9 protein-coding genes are annotated in these 13,514 nt (G+C 60.0%); 1 reads left to right on the forward strand and 8 read right to left on the reverse strand.

The annotated features are described in order from the left end of the window. Window positions 1–9 precede the first annotated feature (9 nt). From BBAG_RS06135 to BBAG_RS06155, 6 genes are all read right to left on the reverse strand, one after another. Entirely contained in the window at window positions 10–645 is a 636-nt protein-coding gene (locus BBAG_RS06135; RefSeq protein ID WP_033509079.1) for a TetR/AcrR family transcriptional regulator, read from the reverse strand. Between the two features lie 159 nt (window positions 646–804). After that, complete coding sequence (locus tag BBAG_RS08350) at window positions 805–1,014, reverse strand: beta-xylosidase family glycoside hydrolase (RefSeq protein WP_272944771.1); 210 nt, start codon at window positions 1,012–1,014, stop codon at window positions 805–807. Between the two features lie 80 nt (window positions 1,015–1,094). Continuing rightward, window positions 1,095–2,372, reverse strand: coding sequence for a glutamate-cysteine ligase family protein (locus tag BBAG_RS06140; RefSeq protein WP_003827052.1), 1,278 nt, complete (start codon window positions 2,370–2,372; stop codon window positions 1,095–1,097). Window positions 2,373–2,559: 187 nt separating this feature from the next. Continuing rightward, on the reverse strand, window positions 2,560–2,886 hold the full coding sequence (locus tag BBAG_RS06145) for a hypothetical protein (RefSeq protein ID WP_193352290.1): 327 nt from the start codon (window positions 2,884–2,886) through the stop codon (window positions 2,560–2,562). A gap of 346 nt (window positions 2,887–3,232) precedes the next feature. Then, entirely contained in the window at window positions 3,233–8,131 is a 4,899-nt protein-coding gene (locus BBAG_RS06150) for an acyl-CoA dehydratase activase-related protein (RefSeq protein WP_003827059.1), read from the reverse strand. Window positions 8,132–8,410: 279 nt separating this feature from the next. After that, on the reverse strand, window positions 8,411–8,779 hold the full coding sequence (locus BBAG_RS06155) for a metallopeptidase family protein (RefSeq protein ID WP_003827061.1): 369 nt from the start codon (window positions 8,777–8,779) through the stop codon (window positions 8,411–8,413). Window positions 8,780–9,005: 226 nt separating this feature from the next. Between BBAG_RS06155 and BBAG_RS06160 the strand changes: the two genes are divergently transcribed. Continuing rightward, the gene (locus tag BBAG_RS06160) at window positions 9,006–9,992 is read left to right on the forward strand and encodes a hypothetical protein (protein WP_003827063.1); all 987 of its coding nucleotides are present in this window, start codon (window positions 9,006–9,008) and stop codon (window positions 9,990–9,992) included. 160 nt (window positions 9,993–10,152) lie between these two features. Here BBAG_RS06160 and nrdG read toward each other — a convergent pair whose 3' ends face one another. Beyond that, entirely contained in the window at window positions 10,153–10,881 is a 729-nt protein-coding gene (gene nrdG / locus BBAG_RS06165; RefSeq protein ID WP_161786200.1) for an anaerobic ribonucleoside-triphosphate reductase activating protein, read from the reverse strand. A gap of 149 nt (window positions 10,882–11,030) precedes the next feature. Next, window positions 11,031–13,421: an anaerobic ribonucleoside-triphosphate reductase gene (gene nrdD / locus BBAG_RS06170; protein WP_003827066.1), complete on the reverse strand. Its 2,391-nt coding sequence runs from the start codon at window positions 13,419–13,421 to the stop codon at window positions 11,031–11,033. Between the last annotated feature and the right edge of the window lie 93 nt (window positions 13,422–13,514).

The raw sequence follows: 13,514 nt of genomic DNA on the forward strand, positions 1-13,514 counted from the left end.
CGGTCTTTGTCAGCGGTATCCGTCCCATTCGGGCGAGGGGAACAGCATCGCTTCGATGTCGGCCCATTCCTCGCACAGGTCGATGGCCGGTTCGCGCAGCCAGCGCAATTGCACGCCGTCCATGATCTCCATACAGCGGCGCACCAGCGGGCGCATGTCCTTCCATGAGCCGAATCGCGGCGGGATCTTCCAGTCGAATCCGCAGTAGTATTCCCAGATCGAGTCCTGCCTGTGCGCGAATTCCTCATGCAACGGATGCTGTGGGTTGAACGATTCGACCTGCAGCATGGAGAACAGCTGCACCAACATGCGCCGCTGGGAATTGTACTGCACCAGGAACCGCAGGTATGCGGGGAACAGCATCGCGCCCGGCCCGCTGCCGGGCATGCCGCTTGCGCGGAAATCCTCGGGGTTGCCGGAGGCGTTGTAGTATTCGCGGTACACCATCGCCAGCATATTGTCTTTGCTGCCCACATACCGCAGCACGCCCTGCTTGGAGATGCCCACCTCGTCGGCCACGTCCTGCATGGAGATGCCGTTGAATCCCCGCTCGCCGATCAGCCGGACCGCGGCGTCAAGGACCTCCTTGCGGCGTTCCTCCGGCGCCTTGCGAACACGCTTCGCCGTCTGCTCTTCTTTGCTCATATCCCCCGAGTCTATCGTGAGGGAAAGCAACAGGCCCAGCCCGCCCCGTAATGCGGATGCGCGGATGACCGCCATAGCAATCATCCGCGCATTCCTTCTGTGCCATATGCAACTACTCTGTGCCATGCGCAACCATATGTCGGCATGGTCGGCCGAACCTCAGTCCACAGGCTTCGTCTCGTCCGCCTCGTAGTCGAGGAAGTCGAAGTCGGCTGTCTTCTCGTGCAGTGCGGCGTCGGTGACGGCGATGCCGACCATAGTGCCGGTGAATTCGCCGTATTTGCAGTATTCGTCGGAGAAGGTGGTGGTGTCGAAGTCCGGGCCGATTCTGGTCCAGGCTTCGCCATCGTAGCTCCACGCGAACCAGATGCGGCCCCCACACGTTGCGCGAGCGGCCCATGGTCACGGCATGGTTGGATAACGCCACGAAAGGACATCGATCAGATGGCTCAGCCCTGGAACACCTCGGGGTGCTTCGGATCTCCTGGAATATCGTCGAGCAACCCCTCAAGCCCCAGGAACTCGCGCCAGAAGTCAAGCGGCTGGCCATACGGTGCGGCCTCACGCCCATGCGCCTGCAGATTAGCCTTGGCCTCGAATACATCCTCCTCGCGCAGCCCGTCGAAATAGCTTTCCAGGCGAATACGATTGGCCGGCACATAGAACAGGGAGGCGATGATCTCCGTCAAACGCTCCGCACGCTCAACCGGCAGCGAATCCCAATGACGCAGTTCGATGAAGTTCTTCAGGCGTACCTCATTGAAATGCGTGGAGATGATGTGGTTGATCTCGTAGTCGTTGAGCTCGCGATCGGGGTACACCTCCCCCGCGTTCTCACGGAAGGCCACACGATGCAGCTCCTTGCCGGTCGCACCGGCGTCCACCGCTTCGGGAGTATGCGTCAAGTCGGCGAACATGAGCGGCGTGCACAGCACGTCACGTGCATAATCCTCCCAGCCGAACCGTGGATCGAACAGACCGGGGATGACATTCGTGCGCTGGAAGTCAAGGAAATCCCACATACGCTGACGCAGCAGCGGATACGTGTTGAGCTTGCCCTCGAAATACGGGCTGTTGCGGAAGAACCACGCCAGAATCGGCCCGATGGCGGTACCGACACGCATCTTGGCAATGGAATCGGCCTCGTCCACATAGTCGATGCTCACCTGCGTGGAGGCGGAGCACCGCATCATGCACGGCCCGAACTCCCCTACCCTGCCGAGATAATCGGTCATGGCATCATAGCGATCCTTGGGGTTGACGGGAATGTCGGCGAAACTGGACTTCGGCTGGTAGCCGTAATGCACGAGCCTGAAGCCAAGCTCCTCGACGATGGGATCGACCTGACTGCGGAATTCGCCGTACAAGGCGTTGAGCTCCTGCGGCTCATGCAGCACGCCAATGGACGTCTCGATCTGACCGCCCGGTTCCAGCGACACCGACAAGCCTTTACGCCCAAGGCCGACCAGATGCCCGTTCTCCCAATATTCCTTGCTGCCGTCATAATACGGCGCGATGCGTTTGAGCAGCGTTTCGATACCGTTCGGCTCGTAATAGCTGACGGCGGTGTCATCGGCGTTATGGACCGGCAGATGCTCGATCTCCACACCGAAACCGCCGGTTCCCCGCTTGGAGCACCCCTTCTCGAAGAACTTCAACAGACTATCGACATGCTTGGGGTTCGGCTCGGCGAGCAGATGCGCATAACTGATTCTGGGAGTAACCATGGGCTATATGGTATTCGCGGAATTCCCCAAGCGTGCCGAAAATCCGCGAATTGGCTATATGAAAAACTGATGGCAGGCGGCATGCAACCGCAGGGGCGCTACACGACACAAATCGCCGTCATGCCCGGATGAGCAAGGCCGCCACCGCCACAGCCTCGGCGCGATATGAGCGAAAGCCTTATTGATCTTATTCTTCGGCGTTCGGATTGCATTCCACCACACTGAGCGCCACCACGCCATCCGCGGTGTGTACGAACACGTTCGCGCTCCCGCCGACGTCTTCCAGCCCCTTGACCAGGTGGGAGATCGGTTCGGAATCCAACACCGGCAGCACCTGGGCAACGCCGTCCGCATCCGTGACGGTCAGGGTGTCATCCAGATAGCCCGTGGCCAGCGTCTCGTCGATCGCACTTTCGAAGTCGCTCAGTTCACGGATCTCCTTCTCCGCGGACTTATTGGCTGCCACCTCGACGGCATGCTCCACCGCTTCATCCAGCTTGTCCTGCTCGCTCATCAGACCTTTCCTTCCGTACCGATTCACACGCATCTCGTATTGCTCAGCATGCACGCCTCTGCCCGCCTTTGCAGGAAACGGGCATGATACGCCATGCCGTATGCGTTGGAAGCACCTTACCGCCGCAAAATATCAAGTCCATTTCGCGGATGAAAAACTTCCATATAATGAACATCGCATGATGGATAGTCTGATGGACACTGCCTGGATTCGCCCCGTCATCAGGCTGGCGACTGCCCGATGGAAATCTCATAGCCGTCTTTCCCCAGGCAAGATGCTACTAATAAGCGGATAGCCATATGCATATACGGCTATCCGCTTTCGTCACGAGTCATGCAGCGCGAAACTATTCGCCGCCTTGCTCCTGCTGCTTCTTGTGCATCTTCTTGGCGGCGGCAATCATCAGCTTGATGCGGTTAAGCTGGTTCGCCTCGGAAGCGCCCGGATCGTAGTCGATGGACACGATGTTCGCTTCCGGGTGCAGACGGCGGATCTTGCCGAACATGCCACGGCCCGTCACATGGTTCGGCAGGCAGGCGAACGGCTGCGCGCACACCACATTCGGGCAGCCCGACTCGATGAGCTCGAGGATCTCGGCGGTCAGCAGCCAACCTTCGCCCGCCTGCACGCCCACCGATGTCACCTCGCCGGCCTTCTTGACCAGCTCCGGCATCGGCAGATCCTGCGAGAACTTGCCGTGCGCCAGACCGATGGCCTTACGCACCGGCGCATTGTACAGGTCGAGCCCCTTGCGCATCGCGGCGTAGCCGAGCTTGTTGCCGCCCATGCCCAGGTAATGGTCGTTCCAATCGGAAATGTACGGGCGGGTGGTCATAAATTCCATGATGCCCGGCACCACGGCCTCGCAATCCTGCGATTCGATCACATCGACCACATGGTTGTTGGCGTCCGGCTGATACTTGACCAGGATCTCGCCCACCACACCGACACGCACCTTACGCGGAATGTTCCTGAGCGGCAGCGCGTCGAAGGACTTCACGATCTGCCTGACGAGCGTCGGATACGGCAGGTAACCCTTGCCGATGAACCGTTTCGCCGTCTTGGAATGACCATGATGCTCAAGCGTTTCGCGCACGATCGTGTCCCATGTCTTGTACAGCTTGTTGGCGCTGCCGGGCGTCACCTCGTACGGGCGCACGCGGTACAGGCATTTCATCAGCAGATCGCCGATGATCAGCGCCTTGATGACACGATGCAGCAACGCGGGCGTGGCCTTGAAGCCCGGATTGTCCTCAATGCCCTGCGTGGAAATGGCGATCACCGGAATCTGCGGGTAGCCGGCATCCACCAACGCCTTGCGAATCAGACCGAAATAGTTGGTGGCACGGCACATGCCGCCGGTCTGTGTGATGGCCAGCGCGGTATGGTCGGGATCGTACCTGCCCTCCAGAATCGCATCCACCAGCTGGCCGATGACCATGATGGCCGGATAGCAGGCGTCGTTGTTCACATATTTGAGACCGGTTTCCACATCCTCACGGCTGGCATGTTCAAGAATGTCGAACTTGTAGCCGCCTGAACGGATGACGGATTCCACCAGGGAGAAGTGAATCGGGCTCATCTGCGGAGCCACGATGGTGTAATCCTTCATATCCTTGCCAAAAGGCACGCGGTTCGCATACTTCGACATGGTGGCCGAATTATGCGCGGAAGCGCCAGAGCCCTTGCCGTTCGCAGCGGCACGCCGGGAAGCCTGCCTGACGGCTTCGGTGAGCTTCGGATTGGCCTTCATCACCGTGTCGAGCATGACCTGACGGCCCGGAGTGGGGGCTTCGGAACCGGTCCTGCGGAATTCACCCTGCCTGGGCGCGGCCTGCCGTTCTGCGGACTTGAGTTGGGCTTCGGCGGCGGCAAGCTGGGACTTCGCCTCTTCAAGCTTTGCCTTGGCCTCGGCGACTGCGGCATCGTCGACAGGCTGGTCGAGTTTGCCCGGCATAGCGGCCGGCAACGCACGCCTATGATTGCGCTCACGCTCTTCGACGGCGGCCTTGAGCGAGCGCAGACGGATCTTCGCCGCACCCAGGTTCGAGACCTCGTCGATTTTCAGCATGGTGTACACGTCGGCCTTATCCGCCAGGATCTCCGATACCTGGTCGGTGGTGATGGCGTCGAGACCGCAGCCGAAGGAGTTGAGCTGCACGAGTTCCAGCCCCGGGTAGGAGGCCACGAAGTTGGCCGCCGCATACAGGCGGGAATGGTAGGCCCACTGGTTGGTGACGCGCAACGGCATCTTGGTGACCTTGCGGTCGCCGACATGCCGGAAGCCATCGGCGTTCTTCGCGCGCGGATCGTTGTCGCCGTCGGCCAGGAATTCGCTGAGGCTGAGCTTCTCCCCCGGCTGCAACTCGCAGATGGAGTCCTCGGACAGGACCACCATACCCAGCGAGCAGATGGTTTCGGGGATGCCGTGGTTGATTTCCGGATCGACATGGTACGGGCGCCCGGCAAGCACGATGCCCCGGCAGTCGTGCTCCTTCATGTACGCCAGTGCGCGCAGACCCTCCTGCTGCACATCATGCTTGAACACCTTGTCTTCGGCGTACGCGGCCTTGACCGCCGTTTCGGCTTCCTCACGGGTCACGTTGGCCCATGCGAACTCCTCGACGATACGGTCGATCATCAGCTCATGATTGGCGAGATTGAAATAGGGGCGCATGTAGTGCACGCCCTCCTCGCGCAGTTCGGGCATGTTCGCGCCGATGACCACCGGGTAGTTCGCCACGACCGGGCAGTTGTAGTGGTTGTCGGTGTTGGGCACAAGATTCTCCTCGTAGCTTACGCACGGGTAGAAGATGGTTGTGATGCCCTTGTTGAGCAGCCACTTGATATGGCCGTGCACCAGCTTGGCCGGGTAGCAGATGTTCTCGGAGGCGATCGATTCGATGCCCGTCTCGAACAGTTCATGCGAGCTGCGGCCCGAAATCACGACCTTGAAGCCCAGTGAGGTGAGCAGCGTGAACCAGAACGGATAGTTCTCGTACATGTTGAGCGCACGCGGAATGCCGATCTCGCCGCGCGTGGCCTTCTTGTCGGTCAAACGGCGGTAGGCGAAGCAACGCTTGTACTTGTAGTCGTACAGATTCGGCCTGTCGGAACGCTTGCGCTTGGCGTCGCCGCCGCGTTCGCAACGGTTGCCGGTCACATAACGGGCGCCGTCTGCGAAGGTGGTGATGGTGAGCTTGCAATGGTTCTGGCACAGCTTGCACACGTCGCGCTCGGTGGTCATGGTGAGCGCGTCGAGCGCGTCGCCGGTCAGGATGGAGCTGGCGGTGTGCTTCACGCCATCGATGACGACGGTATGCTCGTCGTCCTGCGCGTTCCGCTCTGCATCATCCTTCAATGCGCTGCCATCTGCCGCGACCAGCGAATCCGTTTCGTCCGCCACATCCACGTAATGCATGCGCGCGGTGAGGGCCGCACCATATGCACCCATCAGGCCGGCGATGTTCGGACGGGTCACCTGGCGTTCGGTCAGCAGTTCGAATGCGCGCAGCACGGCATCGTTCAGGAACGTGCCGCCCTGCACGACCACGGTGTCGCCAAGCTCGCCGGAATCACGCAGTTTGATGACCTTGTACAACGCGTTGCGCACCACCGAATAGCACAGGCCCGCGGCGATGTCTTCGATGCTGGCGCCTTCCTTCTGCGCCTGCTTGACCGACGAGTTCATGAACACGGTGCAGCGCGAACCCAGGTCGACCGGATGCGTGGAGGCGAGCGCCTTCTGGGTGAATTCCTCGATGCTCAGTCCCATCGACATGGCGAAGGTCTGCAGGAAGGAGCCGCAGCCGGAGGAGCATGCCTCGTTCACCGCGATGGAATCGATCACGCCGTCGGTGATGGCAAGATACTTCATGTCCTGGCCGCCGATGTCGATGACGGCGGTGACGCCGGGGCTGACCATTTCGGCGCCACGGTAGTGGGCCATGGTTTCGACCACGCCCTCGTCAAGATGCAGACCCGTGGCGATAAGTCCTTCACCGTACCCGGTGGCGCAGGAACGTGCGATCCACGCTCCGGCTGGCAATGCGGCCTGGATCTTCTTGGCGATGGTGATGGCGGCGGTCAGCGGGCTGCCTTCGTTGTTGGCATAACTGGACCATACGATCTCACGGTCATCGTTCACCAGGGTTGCCTTGATGGTGGTCGACCCTGCGTCGATGCCCAGGAAATGCGGACCCGTGGCGCCATCGAGGTTGCCGATATGCACGTGTTCGCGGTGATGACGCTCGTTGAACGCCTTGCGGTCCTCCTCGGTGGGGAACAGTGGCGGCATGGTGGGCGTGTTGGACGGCAGGTTCTCCAGTTCCTCCAAACGGGAGAGGAAATCGCCCAACGGTTTGGCCTCGAAATGGTTGCCTTCGTCGTCGGTGTTCTGCTCTGCCTGCAATGCCGCGCCATAGGCCACATACAGGTGGGCGTCGGTGGGGACGATGAACTCGTCCACCTTGCCGTCGAGCGCACGCTTGAACGCCGCGCGAAGTTCGGACATGAAGAACAGCGGGCCGCCAAGGAAGATGACGGTGCCGTGGATCGGACGGCCGGAGGCGAGACCAGCAATGGTCTGTGTGGCGACTGCGGTGAAGATGGAGGCTGCCAGATCGGGCTTTGCCGCACCATCGTTGATCAGCGGCTGCAGATCGGTTTTGGCGAACACGCCACAGCGCGAGGCGATCGGATACAGGTTCTCGTAATCCTTCGCCATCTCGTTCAGACCGGACGGATCGGTGTCAAGCAGAGTGGACATCTGATCGATGAACGCGCCGGTACCGCCTGCGCATGAACCGTTCATACGCTGTTCGGGCGTGGGCTTCAAATAGGTGATCTTGGCGTCTTCGCCACCAAGTTCGATAATGACATCGGCCTGCGGATATTCCTTGTCGATCGCCTCGGTTTCGGCGATGACCTCCTGCACGAACGGCACGTGGAGGCTGTCGGCGAGCGCCAGACCGCCGGAGCCGGTGATGGCCAGACGAATCGGCTCGTCGCCGCGCCCGCTTTTCTCAAGCATGCCTCGGATGTCGGCCAGCAGTCCGGCCACGGTGGCACGAACGTTGGCGTGATGACGGCGGTAGTCGGAGAATAGCGTTTGAGACAGCGAATCGGCCTGGTCGAGCACCACGGCCTTGACGGTGGTTGAGCCGATATCCAGTCCCACGCGTAACGGTTTCGCATCAGGATTCGCGGACTGCAGTGTGCTCACGATAGGTGCGGTATCAGCCATGTATTCCTCTACAACTCGGGTTTCGGCTTCATGCCGCCTTTTATGCCCTTCACATATCCGGCCGGATACTCAGGTACCGGTGGCGGTAACGCCGACTTGCTGGAGAACTAGCTTAGTCCGACCACTCACCTAACGCTTTTTATGTCAAGTGATTTTGCTCACGGAATACCGTCTGCACGTTGTCGTTACCTTTTGACCTATAAGGGTTTCGCCATACCCCGGCCAATGGTAGGGATACGACACACGGCATGTATCGTCTTCGCCTCCGAACACAAGCACTTAATAGCCGTGCATGTGGAGGTAATCGTCGTCGAAGCCGAAATAATGGCCGATCTCGTGGATGACGGTTTTCTCAATCTGTTCGACCATGTTCCGCCGCGTATCGCATATGCGCTCATGCGGCCCTTTGTAGATGGTGATCATGTCGGGCATGACGCCGCTATATGACGTGGTTCGCTGGGTGATCGGAACGCCGGTGTACAGGCCAAGCAATTCGCCTTCGGAGCAATGCAGGCTGCCGAGCTCCGCCGCCGTGGGCTCATAATCCCACGATATGCCGATATTGCTCAGCGCCTCGGTGAATCGGGCGGGAATCGCCGCCAATGCCTCTTCGATGGCGGCTTCGAATTCCTGATCGTTCATATGCATGATTCGAGCCTACCGTGATATTCCATATACCGCTTCCCGTGGCATCATTGCCGCAAGCGCAATCGCACCATGCGTATGCCGGCGGGACCGGCCCGATCACATGAAAATGTGGACTTTCACCGCATTCATCGCAAGGAGGCAGCCACAACCACCGTGATGGTGGCACAATCGTCGTATCGGCGACATGCGGCCCATCGAGCCGCCACAGGTAAGGAGACATGATTCTATGGACGAGCAGAAGACCCAGCCGATCGCCGTGCCCGCCTCTCCGGCGCAGACCGGCCAGCAGACCACTGCGGACACCCAGCCACTGCCGCAGCACTCTCAGCAATCTCAATACACCCAGCAATCTCAATACCCGCAGTACGGCGAGCCGCAATATCAAAACGCGCAATATCAGCCCGCATCATATTCTCCCCAACCCCAGCAGAACGCCCCTGCACCGGTTCCCGCAAAACGCAGGCGCTGGTCGATCATCATAGCCGTTATCGCGGTTATAACCATTGTCGCCAGCTTGGTTGGCGCCTACGTCTACCACAGCAGGCACGAGCAGGCGCTGTCCGACTGCCGCAACGCAGTCAGCGAATTCACCCAGGTACGCAAGGAACTGCTCGACACCGGCGGATCCTCGTCACAAATCCAACAGCTGCTGCGCAACATGCTTGGCGTAAGCGATATTCTCGATGCCGCCGCCGACGCATCGAGCAGCGCCGAACAAACGGTAAGCGCCGAAGGCTGCGCCGCAAACGCGACGATCACCCAGCTCAACCTGGTCAAAGACACCGTTGCCAGCGCCACCGACTCGTTGCGCACATCCATCGACAGCCTCAAAAAGGATGCTTCGAAACTCGCCGCAGGCGGCTCCTCGTCACGGCAAGACGCCGACGGCGGATCCTCCACAGGCAAGAAGGACACCGGCAGCGGAAGCACCGGCGACGGAACCGACAGCACACTGGAACAGAGCAGGAAGGAGCTGCAAAGCACCATCGATTCCGCACGCACACTGCTCGACCAGTTGAACAACAGCGAACTGAACAATACCCTCAAACAGCTGGCGAGCAACGCGTTGAGCACAGGACTGAAAGCCGCGCAGAATCTTGCCAATGACCAGACCATCATGGACTCGCACGCCTATGAGACGGCCAAAAGCACCCTGGAACAGGCGATTAGCGCAGCCAAACAGTGGCTCGAAAGCCAGGCTGCCAATCAATAACGCAATAATGACGGGCATCGGCGCAAGCCCTACGGGCCGGGATTCCCGGCGATAGCCGTGCAGGCCAATGCCGATGCCCCGCCGCGCGTTGCGCCTTGGATCTGGCCGACCGAACGCAACCAGGAACGATGATTCCGCCTAGCTCGGCGCCTCAACACGATCAGGATGCCTGAGCGCCCTCGCCGGCGTCGCGATCCTTACGGTAGATCTCCGACACCTGCCGTTCCTGATCGTGCAGCTTCGCCCAGATCACCGGCTTGCCCGCGGCAAGCGACTTCGGCACGTCAAGAATGCGCTGATTGCGCGACCCGCGGAACTGCAGCAGGGAATCATGCTGATCCTTCAGATACCGGCCATCCACCAGAATGTCGAGAAGCTCCAGCAGCTCGCGCTTATCAGGCGTCTCCCCCTCGCGCATCAGCTCCTCCCACGTGTACCCGGTCCAGCTCCAGATATCCTTGTCATGGCCGAATTCACGACGGATCCTCCTGGCCAGCGGAATCAGCACCGGCGTGGCAAGCATCGGCTCGCCGCCGAGAAACGTGATGCCCTGCACCCACGGCGCGCGCAGATCGTCGATGATCTTGTCTTCCAGGCGCTGTGTATACTCATGGCCGGCCTGAAAATCCCAGATCGAAGCATTGAAGCATTCGACGCAATGGAACGGGCAACCGGACACATATAGGGAGTTGCGCACGCCTTCGCCATCAGTGACGATGAAGGTCTTATAGTCGGCGATCATGCGTTTGGACATGCGCCTGCCGTCCCACTGCCCCGCACGCGGATCGTTGGCCAGCCCACGCGACGGTATGGATGGCCCGCGCCCCGTCTCGCCGACGGCGAAATCATGACGCCTGGGCTCGGTTCTGACCTTGCGAAAATCCTCCATGTGCACTCCCATCATCATGTCCGCAGCGCAGCCGCCGCCGCTTTTCCGACAACAACGTTGAGGGCGACCGGCAACCCTGTCAGCCGGACGCCCTCATATCACGTCATCACACATCCACACCAAGCCGCAGGCCGGCAGGACGCGTCATCCTATTTGGTTTCCTCGAACCATTCGTGTTCGGAACCGTCGCTCAGCGTCACATGACCGGTCTCGCCGCTCATATGCTTCACACGATGCGCGATCTCCTCATGGCGGCCATGCACCATCGGACGCTGCACCGGGTTGCCCAGGTAGCCGCACGTACGCTTGGTCACATTGCACTTGTCGGGATCGGAGTTACCGCACTCCGGGCACTTGAACCCCTCGTCGGTCGGCTCGAAATCGCCCTGGAAGCCGCATACGAAGCAGTGGTCGATCGGCGTGTTGGTGCCAAGATAGCCGATGCCGATGTTGTAGGCGTAATCCCATACGGCCTCCAATGCCTTCGGGTTGTCCTGCAGGCACGGATATTCGCAGTAGTTGATGAAACCGCCGGACGCATAGTACGGGAAGTCCTTCTCGTACGTGAGCTTCTCCATCGGCGTGGGCTGCAGCCACACCGGATAGTGGAAGGAATTGGTGTAGAAGTCGTGGTCGGTTACGCCATCGACCCTGCCGAACTTCTCACGATCCATACGGTTGAAACGATCGGTCAGCGACTCGGCAGGCGTGGAATACACCGAATAGTGGTAGCCCTCCGCCTTGCTCCACTGCTTGCACAGCTCGTTCATGCGCTTGACGATGGACAGCGCGAACTCCTTGCCTTCCGGATCCCAGCCATGGTCGCGGATCCAATCCTTGCCATAGAACACGGCGGTCGCCTCGGCCAGGCCGATATAGCCCAACGATACGGTGGCACGCTCGTTCTTGAACAGCACATCGACATTGTCGTTGGCGCCCAGACGCCCGAACGCACCGTAACGGAACAGCGTAGGAGCGTTCACCGGGGTCGCCTGCTTGCACCGCATGATACGGAACTGCAACGCCTGATGGGCGACCTCCATACGCTCGCTGAACAGCTTCCAGAAGCGGTCCTTATCGCCGTGGGATTCCAAGGCGATACGCGGAACATTGACGGAAACCACGCCAAGATTCATACGCCCGTCCTCCTCGTCCTTGCCGGTCTCGGGGTTGACCCAGCCCTGCAGGAAGGAACGGCAGCCCATCGGCGCCTTGAAGGAACCGGTGATCTTGACAATGTTCTCGTAGAACACCACATCCGGGTACATACGCTTGGTGGCGCATTCCAGGGCGAGCTGCTTGAGGTCGTAGTTCGGATCCTCCGGCTCACAGTTCACCCCATGCTTGATGGTGAACACAAGCTTCGGGAAAATCGCGGTATGGTGGTCCTTGCCGAGGCCACGAATACGATTCAGCAGAATCGCACGCTGGATCTCGCGGGCGAACCAATCGGTGCCAAGACCGAAGCCGACCGTGACGAACGGGGTCTGGCCGTTGGACACACGATTGGAGTTGATCTGGTATTCCATGGTCTGCATGGCGTCATAGATGGCCTTGCGGGTACGGATCTTAGCCAGGATCTCACGCTCCTGCTCCAACTCGTCGACATCAGTGTGGAACGGCGTATCCATGGGCAGCGGTTCACGGGAGCCGAAATGCAGTTTGCTCGGCTCGTTGCGCTTGGCGTTCTCCACCTGACGGCGGGCGAATTCGACCGGCATGCCGTCGGGGATGTTCTCACGGGCCTCTTCGAGGAACTTCTCGTAATCCTTCTTCGCATACCGGGCAAGATGCTCGTCGGCGCGGTTCGCGGTCTGGCCGCCGTACTGGCTGGAAGCCACATCCTTCATGATCTGCGTGATCTGCGTAGCCGCGATGGCGATGGACTTCGGAGACGCCATCGGGGCGTTGCCCAGGGTGAAGCCGTTGGCCAGCATGTCCCAGAAGTTCGGCAGCGAACAGTTGGACTGCGCGGTGAACGGCGAATAGTCGGCGTCGTGGAAGTGGATATCGCCCTTCATGTGCGCGTTGGCCACCACCTGCGGGAGCATGTTGAGCGCCGCGGCCTTGCTGACCGCGCCCGCCAGCAGATCGCGCTGCGTGGCGTACACGTTGGAATCCTTATTGGCGTTCTCATGAATCAGCGTCGGATCGTTGTTGATGAAGCGGGCGACAGCCTCGTTCACATCCGTGGCCTTGGCACGCTGGATGTCCTTGTCGAGTCGGTAGTTGGTGTAGGTTCGGGCCACGTCGTAGAGGTGATCCTCAATCAGCGCATGCTCGACAAGGTTCTGGATATCCTCGATCTTGGCCGGTCCCGCATACCGTTCCTTGATCTCGCCTTCGACCTGATTGGCGAGATCACGGATCAGAGCCTCCTCTTCCGGGCCGACCTCCTTATCGAGATCGGCGAATGCGGACTTTACGGCGGCAATGATGTTGATCGGATCGAAATCCACGATACGACCATCACGCTTCTCCACCTGCACCGTGCTGGTAGAGGGTGTAACGGTTGTCGTGCCGGTTGTTTCCATCGTCATCTTCCTGCCTTTTCCCGGGCGCCTATGCGCCCTTTCACGCCTTGCATCTTAGCGTCTCGTTTGTATTGCCTCATGTACTGTACCCCTACATAT

Origin of the sequence: Bifidobacterium angulatum DSM 20098 = JCM 7096 (genome assembly GCF_001025155.1) — a bacterium.
In the GTDB taxonomy this organism is placed as follows: Bacteria; Actinomycetota; Actinomycetes; order Actinomycetales; family Bifidobacteriaceae; genus Bifidobacterium; species Bifidobacterium angulatum.